This window comes from Paraburkholderia sp. GAS348, from assembly GCF_050434205.1.
Classification (GTDB): domain Bacteria; phylum Pseudomonadota; class Gammaproteobacteria; order Burkholderiales; family Burkholderiaceae; genus Paraburkholderia.
Genome location: NZ_JBNPVT010000027.1, coordinates 1 through 19,232 on the forward strand (window position 1 = coordinate 1; position 19,232 = coordinate 19,232).

The 19,232-nt window shown below is 60.4% G+C and carries 19 protein-coding genes and 1 pseudogene; 14 read left to right on the forward strand and 6 right to left on the reverse strand.

Annotated features, from left to right (window positions below; genetic code table 11):
- The 3 genes from P3T22_RS28925 to prpF form a co-directional block, all read left to right on the forward strand.
- A partial coding sequence (locus P3T22_RS28925; protein WP_429326815.1) for a citrate/2-methylcitrate synthase occupies positions 1–303 on the forward strand: 303 nt, incomplete at its 5' end.
- Between the two features lie 314 nt (positions 304–617).
- Positions 618–3,215, forward strand: a complete 2,598-nt coding sequence (gene acnD, locus P3T22_RS28930) for a Fe/S-dependent 2-methylisocitrate dehydratase AcnD (protein WP_429326816.1) — start codon at positions 618–620, stop codon at positions 3,213–3,215.
- A gap of 35 nt (positions 3,216–3,250) precedes the next feature.
- A complete protein-coding gene (gene prpF / locus P3T22_RS28935) occupies positions 3,251–4,435 on the forward strand; it encodes a 2-methylaconitate cis-trans isomerase PrpF (RefSeq protein WP_429326817.1) in 1,185 nt (394 codons plus the stop codon).
- Positions 4,436–4,798: 363 nt separating this feature from the next.
- Here prpF and P3T22_RS28940 read toward each other — a convergent pair whose 3' ends face one another.
- From P3T22_RS28940 to P3T22_RS28950, 3 genes are all read right to left on the reverse strand, one after another.
- Positions 4,799–5,437 carry a dihydrofolate reductase family protein gene (locus tag P3T22_RS28940; RefSeq protein ID WP_429326818.1) on the reverse strand — a complete coding sequence of 213 codons (639 nt, stop codon included), beginning with the start codon at positions 5,435–5,437 and terminating at the stop codon, positions 4,799–4,801.
- An 86-nt stretch (positions 5,438–5,523) separates the two neighbouring features.
- Positions 5,524–6,435, reverse strand: coding sequence for an AraC family transcriptional regulator (locus P3T22_RS28945; RefSeq protein WP_429326819.1), 912 nt, complete (start codon positions 6,433–6,435; stop codon positions 5,524–5,526).
- A gap of 129 nt (positions 6,436–6,564) precedes the next feature.
- Positions 6,565–6,792 (reverse strand): hypothetical protein, encoded by a 228-nt coding sequence (locus tag P3T22_RS28950; protein WP_063500150.1) that lies wholly within the window; start codon positions 6,790–6,792, stop codon positions 6,565–6,567.
- Between the two features lie 92 nt (positions 6,793–6,884).
- On the opposite strand from P3T22_RS28950, the gene P3T22_RS28955 reads away from it, so the two are divergent.
- Both P3T22_RS28955 and P3T22_RS28960 read left to right on the forward strand, forming a co-directional pair.
- Positions 6,885–7,694, forward strand: a complete 810-nt coding sequence (locus P3T22_RS28955) for an alpha/beta fold hydrolase (protein WP_429326820.1) — start codon at positions 6,885–6,887, stop codon at positions 7,692–7,694.
- Between the two features lie 16 nt (positions 7,695–7,710).
- Positions 7,711–7,962 carry a hypothetical protein gene (locus tag P3T22_RS28960; protein WP_429326821.1) on the forward strand — a complete coding sequence of 84 codons (252 nt, stop codon included), beginning with the start codon at positions 7,711–7,713 and terminating at the stop codon, positions 7,960–7,962.
- An 18-nt stretch (positions 7,963–7,980) separates the two neighbouring features.
- Here P3T22_RS28960 and P3T22_RS28965 read toward each other — a convergent pair whose 3' ends face one another.
- A complete protein-coding gene (locus tag P3T22_RS28965; RefSeq protein WP_429326822.1) occupies positions 7,981–8,622 on the reverse strand; it encodes a hypothetical protein in 642 nt (213 codons plus the stop codon).
- Positions 8,623–9,157: 535 nt separating this feature from the next.
- Between P3T22_RS28965 and P3T22_RS28970 the strand changes: the two are divergent.
- A pseudogene (locus tag P3T22_RS28970) lies at positions 9,158–9,424 on the forward strand (GntR family transcriptional regulator); the annotation flags it as partial.
- Positions 9,425–9,668: 244 nt separating this feature from the next.
- Here P3T22_RS28970 and P3T22_RS28975 read toward each other — a convergent pair.
- On the reverse strand, positions 9,669–10,670 hold the full coding sequence (locus P3T22_RS28975; RefSeq protein ID WP_429326823.1) for an AraC family transcriptional regulator: 1,002 nt from the start codon (positions 10,668–10,670) through the stop codon (positions 9,669–9,671).
- Positions 10,671–10,917: 247 nt separating this feature from the next.
- Between P3T22_RS28975 and P3T22_RS28980 the strand changes: the two genes are divergently transcribed.
- The 8 genes from P3T22_RS28980 (at position 10,918) to P3T22_RS29015 (ending at position 18,204) form a co-directional block, all read left to right on the forward strand.
- Positions 10,918–11,973, forward strand: a complete 1,056-nt coding sequence (locus P3T22_RS28980) for a 3-keto-5-aminohexanoate cleavage protein (protein WP_429326824.1) — start codon at positions 10,918–10,920, stop codon at positions 11,971–11,973.
- A 153-nt stretch (positions 11,974–12,126) separates the two neighbouring features.
- The gene (locus P3T22_RS28985) at positions 12,127–13,446 is read left to right on the forward strand and encodes an MFS transporter (RefSeq protein ID WP_429326825.1); all 1,320 of its coding nucleotides are present in this window, start codon (positions 12,127–12,129) and stop codon (positions 13,444–13,446) included.
- 113 nt (positions 13,447–13,559) lie between these two features.
- Positions 13,560–14,540, forward strand: coding sequence for a quinone oxidoreductase family protein (locus tag P3T22_RS28990; protein WP_063500144.1), 981 nt, complete (start codon positions 13,560–13,562; stop codon positions 14,538–14,540).
- A 10-nt stretch (positions 14,541–14,550) separates the two neighbouring features.
- A complete protein-coding gene (locus tag P3T22_RS28995; RefSeq protein WP_429326826.1) occupies positions 14,551–15,399 on the forward strand; it encodes a TauD/TfdA dioxygenase family protein in 849 nt (282 codons plus the stop codon).
- 124 nt (positions 15,400–15,523) lie between these two features.
- Positions 15,524–16,084 carry an RBBP9/YdeN family alpha/beta hydrolase gene (locus tag P3T22_RS29000; protein WP_063500142.1) on the forward strand — a complete coding sequence of 187 codons (561 nt, stop codon included), beginning with the start codon at positions 15,524–15,526 and terminating at the stop codon, positions 16,082–16,084.
- 70 nt (positions 16,085–16,154) lie between these two features.
- Positions 16,155–16,511: a Rieske (2Fe-2S) protein gene (locus P3T22_RS29005; protein WP_063500141.1), complete on the forward strand. Its 357-nt coding sequence runs from the start codon at positions 16,155–16,157 to the stop codon at positions 16,509–16,511.
- Positions 16,512–16,653: 142 nt separating this feature from the next.
- Positions 16,654–17,799, forward strand: coding sequence for a porin (locus P3T22_RS29010; protein ID WP_063500140.1), 1,146 nt, complete (start codon positions 16,654–16,656; stop codon positions 17,797–17,799).
- A gap of 30 nt (positions 17,800–17,829) precedes the next feature.
- Complete coding sequence (locus tag P3T22_RS29015; RefSeq protein ID WP_429326827.1) at positions 17,830–18,204, forward strand: BON domain-containing protein; 375 nt, start codon at positions 17,830–17,832, stop codon at positions 18,202–18,204.
- Between the two features lie 209 nt (positions 18,205–18,413).
- Here the strand turns inward: P3T22_RS29015 and P3T22_RS29020 are convergent, their stop codons facing one another.
- A complete protein-coding gene (locus tag P3T22_RS29020; protein WP_063500138.1) occupies positions 18,414–19,004 on the reverse strand; it encodes a carboxymuconolactone decarboxylase family protein in 591 nt (196 codons plus the stop codon).
- Between the last annotated feature and the right edge of the window lie 228 nt (positions 19,005–19,232).

Genomic DNA, 19,232 nt, shown 5'->3' on the forward strand with positions numbered 1-19,232 from the left:
GTCGCGAAGAAGCTCTCGAAGGAAGCGGGCAACCTGAAGCTGTTCAACATCGCCGAACGACTTGAAACAGTGATGGCAGATGTGAAAAAGATGTTCCCGAATCTCGACTGGTTCAGCGCGGTCTCGTATCACATGATGGGCGTGCCGACGGCGATGTTCACGCCGCTGTTCGTGATCGCCCGTACGGCTGGCTGGAGCGCGCACATTATCGAGCAGCGGATCGACAACAAGATCATCCGTCCGAGCGCGAATTACACCGGTCCCGACGATCTGCCGTTCGTGCCGCTCGCCAAGCGCGTCTAAGGGTGTAAGCACCAAGCCGCAAGCGTTTCTCCTCCATTGCGTCTCATGAGCGCGACGTAATGAAGTTTTGGTCTTGGCTCGCAGGAACCCCGAGCCAAGGCTATTTTTTGCAGCGCATGTTGCGGTGCGCGTTGTGTTTCGTTGATGCGGCGCATCAACGAAACACACTGCGAGCCGGCGCGCCACCGCAAGCTAAACTACACAGATTGTCCGATTGACACGCCAGGGGAGCGCCGCTTGAAAGAGGGGCAGCGGATTCTGAAGCACGGCTGCCGCCATCGTCCCCGGATCATTATTGTTTTGTCCCCTACGCCATGAATACTGCCAACCGCAAACGCCTTCCCGGCACCCAGCTGGATTTCTTCGACACGCGTGCCGCGGTCGATGCGATCGAGCCCGGCGCCTATGACAAGCTGCCGTACACCTCGCGCGTGCTGGCCGAAAACCTCGTGCGCCGCTGCGATCCGGTAACGCTGACGGCGTCGCTCAAGCAGATCGTCGAACGCAAGCGCGAGCTGGATTTTCCGTGGTTCCCGGCACGCGTGGTGTGCCATGACATTCTCGGCCAGACCGCTCTGGTCGACCTCGCCGGCCTGCGCGATGCGATCGCCGCGCAAGGCGGCGATCCCGCGATGGTCAACCCGGTCGTGCCGACGCAGCTCGTGGTGGATCACTCGCTCGCCGTCGAGTGCGGCGGTTTCGATCCGGATGCGTTCGCGAAGAACCGCGCCATTGAAGATCGCCGCAATGAAGACCGCTTCGACTTCATCAACTGGACCAAGCGCGCGTTCAAGAACGTCGACGTGATTCCACCGGGTAACGGCATCCTGCATCAGATCAACCTGGAGCGCATGAGCCCGGTGGTACAGGTGAAAGACGGCGTGGCCTTCCCCGATACGCTGGTCGGCACCGATTCGCATACGCCGATGGTGGACGCGCTCGGCGTGATCGCGATCGGCGTGGGTGGTCTCGAAGCGGAGAGCGTGATGCTGGGCCGCGCGTCATATATGCGCCTGCCGGATATCGTCGGCGTGGAACTCACGGGCAAGCCGGCTGAGGGCATTACCGCGACCGACGTCGTGCTCTCGCTGACCGAATTTTTGCGCCGGGAAAAAGTGGTCGGCGCGTACCTCGAGTTCTACGGAGCAGGCACGGCCAACCTGACGCTCGGCGATCGCGCCACCATCGCCAACATGGCGCCCGAATTCGGCGCGACAGCAGCGATGTTCTACATCGACGAGCAGACCATCAAGTACCTCAAGCTCACCGGCCGCGACGATGAACTCGTCAAGCTGGTCGAGACCTATGCGAAGGAAACCGGCCTGTGGGGCGATACGCTGAAGCACGCCGAGTATGAGCGCGTGCTGACGTTCGATCTGTCTACCGTGGTGCGCACGCTGGCGGGTCCGTCGAACCCGCATCGCCGATTGCCGGTGTCCGAGTTGGCCGCGCGCGGTATCAGCGGCAAGGTGGAGAACGAGCCGGGCCTGATGCCGGACGGCGCGGTGATCATCGCTGCGATCACGAGCTGCACGAACACCAACAATCCGCGCAACATGATCGCCGCCGGTTTGCTGGCGCGTAACGCCAATCAACGCGGACTGACCCGCAAGCCATGGGCGAAGACGTCGCTCGCGCCGGGGTCGAAGGCGGTCACGCTGTATCTGGAAGAGGCGGGCCTGTTGCCGGAATTGGAGCAATTGGGCTTTGGCGTGGTCGCGTATGCATGCACGTCGTGCAACGGCATGTCGGGTGCGTTGGATCCGGTGATCCAGAAGGAGATCGTCGATCGCGATCTGTACGCGACGGCTGTGCTGTCGGGCAATCGTAACTTCGACGGCCGTATTCATCCGTATGCGAAGCAGGCCTTTTTGGCGTCGCCGCCGCTGGTGGTAGCCTACGCGATTGCAGGCACGATCCGCTTCGATATCGAGAAGGATGTGCTTGGCGTCGACGCTGACGGCAATGCGATCAAGCTCAAAGACATCTGGCCGTCGGATGAAGAGATCGACGCGATCGTCGCGTCGAGCGTGAAGCCGGAACAATTCCGCAAGGTGTATGAGCCGATGTTCGCCGTCTCTGTCGATACGGGTGAGAAGGCCGATCCGCTGTATGACTGGCGTCCGATGAGCACTTATATTCGCCGTCCGCCCTATTGGGAAGGCGCGCTTGCCGGCGAGCGCACGCTGAAGGGCATGCGTCCGCTGGCTGTGCTGGGCGACAACATCACGACCGACCACCTGTCGCCGTCGAATGCGATTCTGGCGGACAGTGCGTCGGGTGAGTACCTTGCCAAGATGGGCTTGCCGGAAGAGGACTTCAATTCGTATGCAACGCACCGTGGCGATCACCTGACCGCGCAGCGCGCGACCTTCGCGAATCCGACGCTGAAGAACGAGATGGTGCTGGAAGACGGCAAGGTGAAGGCCGGTTCGTTGGCCCGCATCGAACCCGAGGGCAAGGTGACACGCATGTGGGAAGCGATCGAAACCTACATGGAGCGCAAGCAGCCGCTGATCGTGATTGCCGGAGCCGACTACGGTCAGGGTTCGTCGCGCGACTGGGCAGCGAAGGGCGTGCGTCTTGCCGGCGCGGAAGCGATTGTTGCCGAAGGGTTCGAGCGGATTCACCGCACGAATCTGGTGGGCATGGGCGTGTTGCCGCTGGAATTCAAGCCTGGCGTGAATCGTCTTACGCTGGCGATCGACGGCACTGAGACCTTCGATGTGATCGGCGAACGCAAACCGCGCGCCGACCTCACGCTCGTGATTCATCGCAAGAGCGGTGAGCGCGTGGAGGTGTCGGTGACGTGCCGCCTGGATACGGCGGAAGAGGTGTCGATCTATGAAGCCGGCGGTGTGTTGCAACGCTTCGCGCAGGACTTTCTTGAATCGACGAAGGCGGCGGCTTAAGGCTTTTGAGCTTCTCTCATCAGGACACTACTTTTATGGCCCACAAACCTCAGATCAAGATTCCGGCGACGTACATGCGCGGCGGCACCAGCAAAGGCGTGTTCTTTCGGCTGCAGGATTTGCCGGAGGCGGCCCAGGTGCCGGGCGCCGCGCGCGACGCGCTGCTGATGCGTGTGATCGGCAGCCCGGACCCGTATGGCAAGCAGATCGACGGCATGGGCGGCGCGACTTCCAGCACGAGCAAGACGGTCATCATCGCGAAGAGCAGCAAGCCTGACCATGACGTGGACTATCTTTTCGGGCAGGTTGCTATCGATACGGCTTTCGTCGATTGGAGCGGCAATTGCGGGAATCTTTCTGCTGCGGTGGGGCCGTTTGCGATCAGCGCAGGTCTCGTCGATGCGAGCCGGATTCCGCAGAACGGTGTGGCTGTCGTGCGTATCTGGCAGGCGAATATCGGTAAGACGATCATCGGCCATGTGCCTATTACCGATGGCGCTGTGCAGGAAACCGGCGACTTTGAACTCGATGGCGTGACGTTTCCGGCTGCTGAGGTTCAGCTTGAGTTTCTGGACCCCGCTGCCGAAGAGGAGGGCGCGGGCGGCGCGATGTTCCCGACGGGCAATCTGGTCGACGATCTCGAGGTGCCGGGTGTCGGCACGCTGAAGGCGACAATGATCAATGCCGGTATCCCGACCATTTTCGTGGATGCTGAATCGATCGGTTATAAGGGTACCGAACTACAGGGTGCCATCAATAGCGACGACAAGGCGCTCGCGATGTTCGAAACCATTCGCGCGCATGGTGCGGTGCGTATGGGGCTGATCAAGAACATTGATGAGATCGCGACGCGGCAGCATACGCCGAAGGTTGCGTTTGTGGCCAAGCCTGCTGACTACGTGGCTTCCAGCGGCAAGCGTGTTGCCGCGAGTGACGTCGATCTGCTGGTGCGGGCGATGTCGATGGGCAAGCTGCATCACGCGATGATGGGGACTGCTGCTGTAGCGATTGGTACGGCAGCGGCGATTTCAGGGACGTTGGTGAATCTTGCCGCGGGAGGTGGGGCGCGCGCTGCGGTGCGGTTTGGACATCCGTCGGGGACGCTGCGAGTGGGGGCCGAAGCTCGGGAGGAAGGCGGCGAGTGGACGGTCACCAAAGCCATTATGAGCCGGAGTGCGCGGGTGTTGATGGAGGGGTGGGTGAGGGTGCCGGGGGAATGAGTTAACGGTTGCCGGCCCGGCATAGTTTGACCCCAGGCGAGCATTGGCGCATCCAATGGCTTCGAACAATCGCGCTACGGCAAAGCGCCACGTGTGCTGGATTTCTTGGGGCCATAGGCTCCACTCAGTGAGGTTTGACTATCTCACACGACAGTTTAAAAGCGATGCAGTTGGCAAGAGAGGCCAAAGCCGCAAGTTACATGGCGACGAACGACCGAAACTGGCCGCAATGAGGCCGGCGATGACCGGCTCAGGATGATCCACAGCGGTCAATTCAACAATTGGGAAGCAGACATTCAACGCTCCGGTTCAGCGGCGGCCCGCACAGCGGACCGTTCGCTGCAACCGATTGTCAGGCCGGCCTCACTGACGCACATAGCGCAAGTGCGTGGCGGCTGGACCATCAAGAACCCTGTCAATGCGAAACTGCGGCCCTGGCTCGCCCAGGTTCTCGAAGAGACGCCGCCCACCGCCGAACAACACGGATGACAAGGCGATTTCCAGCTCGTCAACGACACCCATGGTCAGGTATTGCTGGATCACATCGGCTCCACCCGCGATACGAATATCACGACTGCCTGCGGATTCCCGAGCCAGCTCAAGGGCACGCTCCGGCCCGTCATTGATGAAGTGGAAGATCGTCCCACCCGGGCGCACCCAGGGTTCGCGTTTCTCGTGCGTAAGAACGTATACCGGTGTGTGAAACGGAGCCTCCTCCGGCCAGGCGCGCTCGCCTTGCTCGAACATTCGCTTGCCCATAATGTTGGCGCCGATGCGCTCCGTTGTGCTGCGAAGCAGGTCATTGACCGGGCCAGTCTCTCCCCCTGGTCCGAGCTTGTGGTTCTCGCGGAAGTACTGTTGATTGAAGATCCAGGCCATCAGCGCACCCCACTTGGCGCCCCAGTTCTTGTACTCAGGCGTGTCCCAATTCTCCATGGTCATTCCTTCCGGTGCCATGTAGCCATCGAGGCTAAGTCCAATGTTGACGAATACTTTACTCATGATTCTCCTCTCGCAGGTTCGGATGTCGGCCTAACTTTAATATAGGGCGACAGTTTTGCGCCCTAATTTCGACGACTGGACTTCCCTCATCGGCAATCGAGTCTCGCGCGCCGATACTGAATCGGCGCGACGCCACGAGTCGATTTGAAGGCGCGGCTGAAGGAAAATTCTGACTGGTATCCAACGCGCGCCGCGATATCGCGAAGTCGCAGATCGGTCTGCTCGAGCAGTTGAGCGGCAATCCCCATGCGCCAGCGCGTTAGATAGCTGTGCGGTGGTTCACCGACTGAATTGCTGAAGTTGCGGGCGAACGCAGCGCGCGACAAACCAGCTTCTTTGGCGAGATCCTCCAGTGTCCACGCACGTTCGGGTGCTTCGTGTATGTGCGCGAGAACCCGTGTGATGTGCGGCGAACGCAGCGCCGAAAACCAGTCGTTTGTTGCCGGAGATGCAGCGTCGGCCCAATCGCGCATGAAGTAGACGAACAAGGACGAGAGCAGGTTACGAACCACGATCTGATTCCCGAAGTTTGGCGTCTCCACTTCGTTACGAAGCATCCGCAACGTGTCGCATAGCGGTGAACATCCAGGTTTCATTCCAGCGCGGAGCGACACGGCTTGTGGTAGCGCCCGCAGAGCGGGAAGCACCAAGTGCTGATCTACGTCGAACTGGCCGCAAATCAGCGTGGTGGCCTTTGGGTCGCGGTCGACGACACCATCACGCCTAGCCAGGAACGTTTCCAGCGGCATGGCTTTGCCTCGCCCAGAATGCGCCACTTCATGCGCACTGCCACGCGGGAACAAGACTAGTTCACCAGCCTGCAATTCCATCGTTTTCGTCTCGGGTTGGCGCACGAAAGCACGCCCTTCCGCCACGAAGTGGAACACCACGGCGTTGCGAGGTTGCACCTCGAACCCCCATGGGCCTGCCACGCGTGTGCGCACCAGCACCAAGCCGTCGGCCCGGACTGCTTTCAACCAACCGTTCAACGCATTCATGACCGTATCCTAGCAGAATGAGACGAATTGCTATGTTTTATCACCATATTGGTATGGATCATCTTCCAAAGAACGTTTCCAATGAGAGCTACAAAACACGGAGGCGAAATCATGAACAGGGATCACGTCCTACAAGTGCTTGACACTATCTACGAGAAGATCTTCAACAAGGGCCAGGCGAACCTGTATCCGGATTTCGTGAGCGGGCCATATATTCAACACAATCCGCTTTTTCCAGATGGGCTCGACGGCATCTTGGGCTACATCAAGCAGGCCGGGCGCATTCCATGCGAGGTTAAACGCATTGCGATAGATGGCGATCTTGCTTTTGTGCACGTGCGCTACTGCCTCCTTCATCACTCGGTCCGATCAGCGACGCCGACCTTGTCGCAACGCTGCCAGGTTTCACGAACGCTTACGCCGAAGTCAACGGTATCCGCCTGCAATACGTGGAAGGTGGTACCGGCGCCCCGCTGATCCTACTGCCGAGCTGGCCGCAGATTTGGTGGGAATTCAAGCGCGTACTGCCGCCGCTCGCCGAACGCTATCGCGTGCTCGCCGTCGATTTTCGCGGCATGGGCAGCTCGGACAAACCCGACGACGGTTACGACAAGAAGACCATGGCGTCGGACATCCACGCCCTCGTATCCCAGCTTGACCTAGGTCCGGTGAATATCGCTGGCAACGATGTCGGCGCGAGGGTGGCCTACAGTTTTGCCGCTAACCATCCAGAGGCTACGCGTAAGCTGGTGATGATGGACTCGCCGCATCCATTCGCGGTATTCGAGCAGATTCCTCTGCTTCCAGCGCCGGGTACCTACGATCTGGAAAATCCGGCGCGCGCGGTACATCCCTGGTGGTTTGCTTTCAACCAGATTCCAGGACTGTCAGAACGAGTGTTCGCGGGCCGCTACGGCATCGTGCAGGATTGGCTGTTCGACTACCTGGCAGCCGACAGGACAGCAATCACCTCGCACGACCGCGCGGTGTATACGGCAGCTTACGACAGCGCGGATGCGCTACGCGCAGCCAACAGCTGGTTCTCCTCCTTTGCAACTGACATCGCTGATGCTGGCGGCTATGCGCCGCTGACTATTCCGGTGCTCGGGCTAGGCGGTATCAGCTACGACTTCCTCGCTGCTTTCCTTGGCACGGCTGCCCCTGACGCGACAGTGTTAAAGCTACCGAATACCGGGCACTGGATTCCAGATGAGCAACCGGAAGAAACCGTGCGGCATCTCAATAGATTCTTCGGATGAACATTCACATGCGCTAGTGATTGACCTCTCTCAGCACGTCTATGAACGCCCGCAGACCAGCAGGCACCTCGTACTCCCGTCACGCACCCGGGCGCGGGATGCTAGCCAGGCGCCTCACAACCGCATCAAGATCGATGACGGGGCCCACCCGGATCTCCAGATCGATCCGATCTTCCGCCATATCTCGTACGAAGTCCGAAAGAACAAGATCGACCTGAAGGCCGGCATTGAGCGACAACAGCTCGGGTATGAGTGGAAGGATTTGTGAACCACTAGAGACCGGCAGTCATTTTTCTCGTGTCCAAAGGATAGCGTGCGACGTGGAGTTACCCGCGATCTGGCCGCTCTCGGTGATCCCGACAGCTTCGCTGAAGTTGTCCCCGGGGAGCGTGCCCAGGTCGGTCATCACCCCGTGTTCGAACAGAAAGGCGTGCGGCAAGTACGGGTTGGTTCCGGGATCCGACTCGCCGACCACCTGGCCGCGATTGTTGATCCCAAAAGCGTTACTGTCGTTGCGACCGGGGAGCGTGCCCAGGTCAGTCATCACCCCGTTTTCAAACAGAAAGCCGTGCACGGCCCCGCTTGCGGTAGACGATATGCCGATCACCTGGCCGCGATTGTTGATCCCCTGAGCATGGCTGTTGCCGTTACTACCCTGGAGCGTGCCCAGGTCAGTCATCACCCCGTGTTCATACAGAAAGGCGTGCGCGTACCCACCTGCGATGGACGAATAGCCGACCACCTGGCCGCGCTCGTTGATCCCGAGAGCGTTGCTGTAGTTAAAGCCACCGGGGAGCGCGCCGAGATCTTTGATGATGAGACTTTGGCCTGCGGCAGGCTGGAATGCAGCGACCGCGATCAGAGTGAAAACAATCAGGGCGCGGCGAACATGGCGCATATTGCCAATCACCTTGCATGCGGATTGCATAGTGATCCCCTTTCCTGGAATAAGACCTGGATCGCGATAAATACATATGCGGCACAACGGGGCACACCTTGCGTCTCGATATAGGCGCTGATCGAAATAAAGTCGAGTCTTTTTTGCAAATAAAAATCTGCTATATATGCCGTTCGCGCATCTGTATCAGGATAAATTGCGCTGGCTTGCATCGGAAAGCGGCCATGGTTAGTTCGGATTGCTGACCGGCACAACCCAGACGTTAGAGCTGATCCACCATGGGTCGCCGTGATCAATGACGAGATAGCCTGTTATCCGCTTCCCGTGTTGGAGATTAGAATATGTACGCAGATAGAAGTTACGGACCACTCTAGTCTATGGAGTACCTTTTTTCAACTTATTAAATAGCGAGCCAAATTAATGACAATGCAAAATTGCGATGACTGCCTTTGCTCGATAGCGGGTTAAACGATCGCTCGGGTTTGAGCGTTCGACTCGATGGACCCATCTCCCAATTCCGGTTGCTACGACGTTGCAGGTGAGTCCTCGATTGGCGCGGGTTGCAATGTTTGTGCGCATTCCCGGCATGGCTGCCGAGATCGGCGCGCGCCTGCGCGTGATGATCGATGAAGGCGAGTTGCCGCCGAGTGCCAGGATCGACGAAAAGGAACTGTGTGTCACCTTCGACGTATCGAAAACGCCTTTGCGGGAGGCGCTGAAGGTGCTCGTCTCCGAAGGATTGGTCACGCATCGCCAGTACATTGGCTATCGGGTGGCGCCGATCGATCTCGCCGATCTCAACGCAACGTTCGAACTGCTGCATGGACTCGAGACGAGTTATTAGCCGTTCGCGACCCGTGAAGGTTTATCCGTCTTGGCTCGCGCACCAGACGCTCGTGGGTGATGAACACGACTGTCTAGGTCGACAGGCCTCGTCGCACTATCTGCGCAGGACGAGTCGACTATTGAGCGGCGGATGTCTGCGCCGGTTTCCAGGCGATGTGTGGTGGCGAGCTTTCGGTGATTTGACGACTGGCTTGCGATCGAAGCCTTCGAAAGCCCAAGGCGCAGCGCGATCATTTCAAATGGCTGTTGCGCCAGTCACGCGGCGTCACGCCAAAGCGTGCATAAAACCAGTTCGTGAAGGAACCCTGCTGTGAATAGCCTAGCAGTGCGGAAACCCGCCCGATGGGATAGCGTGGGTTGCTCATATAGCGCACGGCAAGTTCGCCCCTGACTTCCTCGACCAGACGCGAGAAGCTGGTATGCGCCAGTTCAAGTTGGCGCTGCATGGTGCGAACGCTCAGACATAAATGGCGGGCAACCCGCTCGACGGTGGCCTGCTCGAGGGGCAGCAACAGGTAGATCGCCTTGCGCACTTCCAGCGCGGTCGAATCGACACCCGTCACATTGAGCGAATCCGCGAGGCTCTCGGCATATCGCACCAGTTCCGGGTCAGCGGCGGGATTCGGGTAGTCGAGATCGGCGACCGCGCACACGAAGCCGTTGAAATCGCTGCCGAACTCCAACGGACAGCCGAAGAACCGTCGATGAAACGTCAGGTCTTTCGGTGCTTGATGAACAAAATGGACGGAGCGTGGTTTCCAGTGATCACCAAGCAGGGCGCTGGAGTGGCGCCAGAGGACACCGACCGTGAGTTCGATCGCCTGATTCGTTGGGGTACCCGCTTCGACGACCAGTTCTTCCCGGATTGTGACCGTTTCGCCCGCGTCCTCGACGTACACAGCCAGGGCTTCGTTTAGTAGATGCCGGTATTCGGCTGTGGCCAGCAACACCTCGCGCAGCGTGCGTTTGTGCGCGAGCAGGACATTGACCACACCGGTACCGAACTTCTGCCGGGTCTCGGCCATTTGCAGCGCGAAAGTCGGGCATGACGCTTTTTCGGCCGTAAGTTCCAGCAGCCGGCACGCGGCGGCTGCCTGAATGCGATCGTCCGGATTCGCCAGCGCCGCGGTATCGATCCCGACCTGCTGCGCAAGCTCGACCGGGTTCAGTCCGACCCGCCGCGTCACATCGAAGTAGCCGCTCATGGCTACCGAGCGCAGCATCGATTCCATCGTTATGCCTCCGCACGCATCTTACGGGCAGCGCCTTGCCGTCCGGTAATGAAAATGCCTACCGCGCGCACATACTGGTGTTAACGCGCAGTGGCATGAAACGCTAAAAGGATGGCGCCCAATCACAAAAGTGTAATGCAGGATTGCCGTATCGTGCGATCTCAATGGTTCATCATGTTCCGACCAGTTTTGATTCGGCCAGCCGTGTCGCGAGCGTCGGAATACCGTCCCCCTATTGGAGAACACGATGCAATTCCTCGACGATTCGCTGCACCCCGAGAACCAGGACAAGGTTGTCATCACGACTGCTCCGTACGGCCCGGAATGGATGCCCGAGGATTTCCCGGAAGACATTCCGGTGACGATGGAGGAGCAGATCCAGAAGGCCGTCGATTGCTACAACGCCGGCGCGACCGTCCTGCACCTGCACGTGCGTGAACTGGATGGCAAGGGCTCCAAGCGCCTGTCGAAATTCAACGAACTGATCGCGGGTGTGCGCGCGGCCGTGCCGGACATGATCATCCAGGTGGGAGGTTCGATCTCGTTCGCGCCGGAAGACGACGGCCAGGCTGCGAAGTGGCTGTCCGACGACACGCGTCACATGCTGGCCGACCTCGACCCGAAGCCCGATCAGGTGACGGTGGCGATCAACACCACGCAGATGAACATCATGGAGTTGCTCTATCCGGAATACCTGGAAGGCACGTCGCTGGCCAATCCCGCGCTCATGGCTGCCTACAGTGAAATGACGGTGCCCGCGGGTCCGGGCTGGGTTGAGGAACACCTGCGACGCCTGCAGGCATCGGGCATCCAGCCGCATTTCCAGCTCACCGGTATCCATGCGCTCGAAACGCTCGACCGCCTGGTGCGCAAGGGCGTCTACAAGGGGCCGCTGAACCTGACGTGGATCGGAATCGGCGGCGGCTTTGACGGTCCGAACCCGCACAACTTCTTCAACTTCGTTCACCGTGCGCCGGACGGCGGCACGGTCACGGCCGAGTCGTTGCTGAAGAACGTCCTGCCGTTCAACATGATGGCGATGGCCATGGGCCTGCATCCTCGCTGCGGCATCGAAGACACGATCATCGACCAGCACGGCAACCGCATGACCTCGGTGCAGCAGATCGAGCAGTGCGTGCGCGTGGCCCGCGAACTGGGCCGCGAGATCGCAAGCGGTGAGGAGGCGCGCGAGATCTACAAGATCGGCGTGCAGTACAACACGGTCGACGAGACACTCGCGGCCAACGGCATGGCACCGAACCGGAAGGCAGGCGTTAAGAACCTGCCGCTGCGCGCGGCGTAAGGGATGGGTACGCGGCTGACGCTTCGCGGATGTCGGGTTTCAAAGGTAGGGCTCTCCGGTATGCCGGGGAGGGTTGCACGGTAGCCATAAAGGCCCCTTTGCCCTGCAGGGAAAAGGCGGTCGCCAACGAGCTGGACACGAAGGAGACGACTCATGTTCACGCATGCTGAGCCCACCACGGCCGATGTTTCGACGACGCAAAAAGACGTGCGCGCCTATGCGTGGGTGGTATTTGCCCTGACGGTGGGGTTGCTGCTCTCCGACTACATGTCGCGGCAGGTGTTGAATGCGGTGTTCCCGATGCTCAAGGCCACATGGAACCTTTCCGACACCCGCCTGGGTTCGCTGAGCAGTGTGGTCGCGCTGATGGTCGGCGTGCTCACCTTTCCGCTCTCGGTGCTCGCCGACCGCTGGGGCCGCGTGAAGAGCATTGTCCTGATGGCGGCGATGTGGAGTCTCGCGACGCTCGGCTGTGCGCTCTCGACGAGCTATCACGAGATGCTGCTCGCGCGCGCCTTCGTCGGTATCGGTGAAGCCGCCTATGGCAGTGTCGGCATCGCGGTTGTGCTCAGCATCTTTCCGGCACGTCTGCGCTCCACGCTCACCGCCGCGTTCATGGCCGGAGGGGCGTTCGGTTCAGTGCTGGGCATGGCGCTCGGGGGGACAGTCGCGGCTCACCTGGGCTGGCGCGCGGCGTTCGGCGCAATGGCGGCCCTGGGGATCGTGCTGCTGGTTTTCTACCGGTTTGCCGTCACCGAAAAACAGCTAGCGCGGCTGCAGCCTGCAAGTGTGATCAGGCAAGCGCAGGGCGACCGTGTGTGCATGAGCGTCCGCGCGCTGATGAAAGGCCTCTTTTCGACGAAGTCAGTCGTGTGCGCCTACGTCGGCAGCGGTATCCACCTGCTGGTCCCAGCCGCCGTATGGGCATGGATGCCCAGCTTCCTGAACCGCTACTACGGCATGTCTACCGGCAAGGCGGCAATGAGCGCGGCAGTGTTCGTGCTGGCGACCGCTTTCGGCATGGTGGTGTGCGGAATGCTGACCGACCGGCTCAGCAAGCATGAGCGGGAAAGGAAGTGGAGCACGGCCGTCGCCTTCTGCCTGATCTGCTTCGTGCTGCTCACGATCGGTTTCCGGATGCCGGTGGGTCCGGCACAACTCGTCGTGATTGGTGCCGGCATGTTCTTCAGCGCAGGTGCGACCGGCCCCTCGGGTGCGATGGTGGCGAACCTCACCCCGCCGTCGATCCATGCGTCGGCGTTTGCCACCCTGACGCTGGCGAACAACCTGCTGGGGCTGGCACCCGCTGCCGTCCTGACGGGCATCGTGGCCGACCGGATCGGGCTGCTCGGCGCGTTGCAACTCGTACCGTTTGCACCTCTCGCCGCGGCAATCGCCTTCTTCATCGGCAAGCGGAACTATGGCGTCGACCTCGATCGGTTGAGTGCCCTGCGTGAACAGGCCGGGGGCTGACCCGACGGTCACCCGCGAGCTCTAGACCTGGCAAGTGCGCCTGAGAGCAGAGCGGGCCACCCCATCACAGGCCAAATAAATTTGCAGTTCGAGTAATGAATAGGAGATTTGACATGGCGAAAGCAGTGCGCTTCCATGAAACCGGCGGTCCCGAAGTTTTGCGCTACGAAAACGTTGAAGTGGGCGACCCCGGCCCCGGACAGGTTCGCTTGCGCCATGAGGCAGTGGGCCTGAATTTCGCCGACACCTATTTCCGCACGGGCCTGTACCCCGTGCCGCTGCCTGCGGGCATGGGTGTCGAGGCTGCAGGTGTGGTCGAGGCAATCGGTTCCGACGTGACCAACGTCGCGGTCGGCGATCGCGTGACCTACACGGGATTTCTCAACACACTCGGCGCCTACAGCACTGAACGCCTGATCCCGGCGGCCCCGCTCATCAAGCTGCCGGATGCGATCTCCTGCGAAACGGCGGCCGGCATGACGATGCGAGGCCTGACCTCGTCGTACCTGATGCGCCGCATTCATGACTTCAGGGCGGGCGACACTATCCTGCTGCATGCCGCCGCCGGCGGTGTCGGCCTGATTGTGTCGCAATGGGCGAAGCTGCTGGGTCTCACCGTGATCGGCACGGTGTCAAACGAGGCCAAGGGCGAGGTGGCCCGTGCGCATGGCTGCGATCACATCGTTTACTACAGCCGGGAGGACGTCGCGAAGCGCGTGCGCGAACTGACCAACGGCGTGGGCGTGGACGTCGTGTTCGACAGCGTCGGCAAGGATACCTTCGAGGCGTCGCTCGATTCGCTCAGGCGCCGTGGCTTGATGGTCTGCGTCGGCACGGCGTCCGGGCCGATCCCGCCGTTCAATCCACAGATTCTGGCAATGAAGGGCTCGCTCTACCTGACGCGCCCCGCGCTGGCGGACTATATCGCCGACCCCGCCGAGAAGGACGAACTCGCCGGCGAACTCTTCGGGCATGTCGCCGCGGGCCGCATCAAGATCGAACTCAACCAGCGTTACGCGCTGGAGGACGCGGCGCAGGCCCACCGCGACCTCGAAACGCGTAAGACGACCGGCTCATCGGTCTTCGTCATCTGAGGAGCGGGCCATGCGAGTCGAACAATTGACGTGTGCCATCGGTGCCGAACTGATCGGGGTGAATCTCGCCGATGCCATCCACGATGACAGCCTGTTTGCCGGGATCCGGGCGGCGCTGCTTGAGCACAGGGTGCTGTTCCTGCGCGACCAGGCTATCTCGCGCGCCGAGCACGTCGCATTCGCGCGCCGTTTCGGCGCTCTGGAAGACCATCCCGTCGCCGGCAGCGATCCCGAGCATCCGGGCCTCGTGCGCATCTACAAGAACCCGGATCAGCCCAACGACCGGTATGAAAACGCGTGGCACGCGGATGCCACCTGGCGCGAGGCGCCGCAGTTCGGCGCTGTCCTGCGCTGCGTGGAGTGCCCGCCCGTCGGGGGCGACACGATGTGGGCGAACATGGTCCTCGCCTACGAGAACCTGCCGGACCACGTCAAGACCCAGATCGCGGACCTGCGGGCCCGCCACAGCATCGAGGCGAGCTTCGGTGCCGCGATGCCGATCGAAAAACGTCTCGCTCTTAAGGTGCAATTCCCGGACGCGGAGCATCCGGTCGTGCGCACGCACCCGGAGACCGGTGAGAAGGTGTTGTTCGTGAGTGCCTTCACCACCCATTTCACCAATTACCACACGCCGGCGCGGGTGCGCTTCGGGCAGGACGCCAATCCGGGCGCGGGTGACCTGCTGCGCTATCTCATCAGCCAGGCCTACATCCCCGAGTACCAGGTCCGCTGGCGCTGGAAACCCGACAGCATCGCGATCTGGGACAACCGCAGCACGCAGCACTATGCAGTGATGGACTATTCGCCGTGTCACCGCAAGATGGAGCGCGCCGGAATTATCGGTGACAGGCCGTACTGATCGGGCAGCAACCATCTTGCATGAGATCGGAGTAAGCGCTTTGCAGGGGACCAGCGTAACGCGTTAAAGCGCGAACTCTGGCCGACAGCTGAAGCGCTAACTCCGATCGACAGGAGACCGCTTCATGACTCTCGATATGACACCAACCATCCTGATGGTGCCGGGCTTACGCGACCACGTCGCGGAGCATTGGCAAACGCTGCTGGAGCAAAAGTTGCCCAAGGCGGCCTCGGTGCCGCCGCTCGAGCACGACAAGCTCAGTTGCGCGGCACGCGTTGCAGCGCTCGATGCTGCCCTCGCGAAAATCGATGGCCCGGTGATCCTGGTCGCGCATAGCGCGGGCGTGATGATCACGGTGCATTGGGCCCAGCAGCACAGCCGCAAGATTCACGGTGCACTACTCGCCGCTCCCGCCGACCTCGAGACACCGCTGCCGGCAGGCTATCCGGCCTTCGATGCGATTGCTCAGAACGGTTGGCAGCCGATTCCACGAAAGCCGCTCCCGTTTCCGAGCATTGTCGGTGCGAGCCGCAACGATCCGCTCGCGCAGTTCGAGCGTACCGCGGCGATGGCGAAAGACTGGGGCAGTCGTCTCGTCGACCTCGGCGAAGTCGGTCACCTGAATCCCGCTGCAGGGTTTGGTGAATGGCCGATGGCGGAGACACTGATCCATGAACTCGAATGATCGGATTCCACTCTCCCGAGGCTATTGCCAGAGCTATGGTGTTAGCAGTCCGAATATCAAGGAACAGGCAATGTCACGTCAGATACCGGTTGGCGCGGTCGATGAACTCGCGCCAGGCCAGCGCAAACTGGCCTTCGTCGATGGCCGCAGCATTGTCCTGTTCAACATTGATGGCACGATCCACGCAATCGACAACGCGTGTCCCCACAACGGGGCCTCGGTCGCAAGCGGTCAGCTGGAGGGGTGTGTGCTGCGCTGCCCGGCGCACGGTCTGCGCTTCGACCTGCGCACCGGCTGCATGCCGGGCGTGGGTGGGTTGAGCCTGACGACTTTCCCGGTTCGGGTCGTCGGCGGGAAGCTGGTCGTGAGTCTTGGGGATCCGGCCGCCAGTCCCGCGCAGGCACCGGCGTGCAAGTCGGCACCGTGATCCAGGCCGCGCATCGGTACCGGGATCTTGCGCAATTCCTGTCGGCCTGAGACACCGACGTGGCAGCAACACAGTTTCATTCAAGCAACAAGCCATAAGCTGCCGGGTTCACCCGGCGCGCCCCAAACCAGGAGGAGACACAATGAAATTGAAGTCAAGCAGCCTGGCAGTGCTGATATTTTTTTCGGCATCAGCCCATGCCCAGTCGTCGGTCACGCTCTATGGCGTACTCGACAATGGATTCCTGTATCAGAGCACTTCGACCGCAACGTTCCTGCCGACCGCGCATAACCTGGGGCATGTCTATCAACTCAAGGACGGTGGCATCTATGCCAGCTACTGGGGCCTGAAGGGAAGCGAAGATATTGGCGGCGGCTACAAGATCACCTTCAAGCTGCAAGGCACGTTCAACACCACGAACGGCAAGTTCGGACTGTCCGATACGCCGGGCACGACCGCAATCTTCAACCAGTTCTCGACGATCGGGGCAAGCGGGCCGTTTGGCACGTTCGACGCCGGCCGGCAGATCATCCCGATGATCTATGCGATGGCGGAAACCGACGTACGCGGCGCACAGTATTTCGGCAGTATCCTGACTGCGTGGCTCGGCATCAATCAGGCGGCCGGCTGGCCCGGCACCAGCACGAATGCTCCAGTCGGCGCCCTCTATGACAGCAACGCGCTGGTCTACAATTCACCAAAATTCTATGGCGCCTCGCTTGCGCTAGAGTATGCGCCGGGTGGCGTCGCAGGGCAGTTCCAGGGCGGCACGCGTGAGTCGGCTGTGCTCAAGTATTCGAATTACGGTCTAAACCTGTCCGCTGTGTACTACAACGGACATGACACCAATCCGTTCCCGCTGACCTATCCGGCGGCGCCGGCTGCGCCTGCGACAGGCCAGAGCAATAATCGCTTCTACTATTTCGGTGCGATGTATACGATCAGCGGGTTTTCTATGTCCGCCTCGTACGGCATCGGCAAGAACCCGGCGAAGAGCAACACCGTCGACTTCGAAATGGTGTCGGGTGGCATCGGCTACCAATTCAATCCGTACTTCAAGATCACGTCCGGCTACTACTACCTGAAGGACCGGAACCATTCAGCGAATCACTCGAGCGAAATCGCAGTGGGTGCCGAATACAACCTATCCCTAAGGACCAAGGTGTACGCGCAAGTCGGCTATGTCGACAACAAGGGGACGATGAACCAGACGATCATCTATGGGGCTCCGGTTGCGCCGGGCGTCTCCACCACTGCGGCCATGGTCGGCATTCGCCATAGCTTCTGATTTCGTCATCTTTATAAACCGGAGTAATCCATGAAAACAATCAAGACACTCGAGCTGTGGGTCGCCGCATGGTTCGTTGCAGCGTCCACGACGGCGTGGTCCCAGACCGGTGACGCAGCCAGTGCGCAGGGTGCTTCCGTGATGGCGGCATCGGGCGCTGTGGCTCCCGCGGGCAGGAAAGCGGACCGTGCCCTGCGCCGTAGGATTTATGCCGCCATCGGGAGGGACAAGGAAATCAGCGCTGGAGACATCAGTGTCATCGCGAAAGACGGCGCGGTGACACTGAATGGCACGGTCACGGAAACTGCCCAGATCGGCAAGGCCGAGGCGATCGCCAGGGGCGTTCCCGGAGTGACGTCGGTGACCAGCAAGCTGACGGTGAAGAAACCGTTTGGCGGCATGTAAGCCGCCGTAGTCAAGCACGGAGGAGCGCCCAGATAGCACAGCATCAGGAACGGTATCAAGCGCCGTCCGACTTTGGCATACGTTTTAGATTCGAAGCTCGCCGGATCGGCGAGCGATCCGGTGCATCCGCCTTGGATCAAGGTGTTCTGCTTCGCTACCGGCGGTTCCAGAAATGTCGCGTATCTGAGAGGTAAAGGCAAGCCGGGTATTCATCGCGTGCTTGCGAGAATGGCGTTCGCGTCGGAGGCAGACGGCTTGCTCCATTCGTGTCCCCGCATGAAATCATCATATTCCGTACCGACAATATGGTTTGTGTAATTGCCCAAGATCTTCGCCGCTACACCGAGCAACACCTCTAGCACGTTTCGGCGCAAGTAACCCGCCGCCAGAAAGGCGTTGATGTCCGCTTCAGCAACGAAACCACGTTCCCGTACAACATGCGTCGTGAAGCGACGCAACGCTTCAAGCTTCGGATCCGCGAGTGGCTTGCCTTCACGTAAGGCAGCGACGAGCGTCGGATCCATGCCGACCTGCAACGCGCGAGCGCTGTGTCCAGCCATCGAATAGTGGCAGTTGTTCTCGAAGTTTGCAGTCATCGATACAACTTGCTGTTCCACTGAGCTCAAGGTGCTCTTGGAGAAAAGCTCGAGAAGCGTGAAATAGCCGGACAGTGTTTCCGGCGACTCGGCCAAATGCGCCTGGAGATTCGGCACTACGCCAAAAATACGTTCTGCCTGTTGGAGGCCCGGTTGAGACGCAGCAGGGGCGGATGCTGCTGTATATGCGAGAAACTTGACCATCGATTGCCTCGAACCAAAAACAATAGTCACACGAGTATCGACGATGCAGCACCTTCGCAGTAGGCGGCGCCGGAACATAAGAGCTATTCCCAACTGGAATAGGGTGTCAGTGCCCGGTTCGAAAGTCCTGAATCGTCAAAGAAATCGGCTCACGGATATTGCGCTTGGGTCGGCTCGCCGGCAATCAACCAATCAGGCAATACGGTTCCTGGATCACCAGCACGTCCA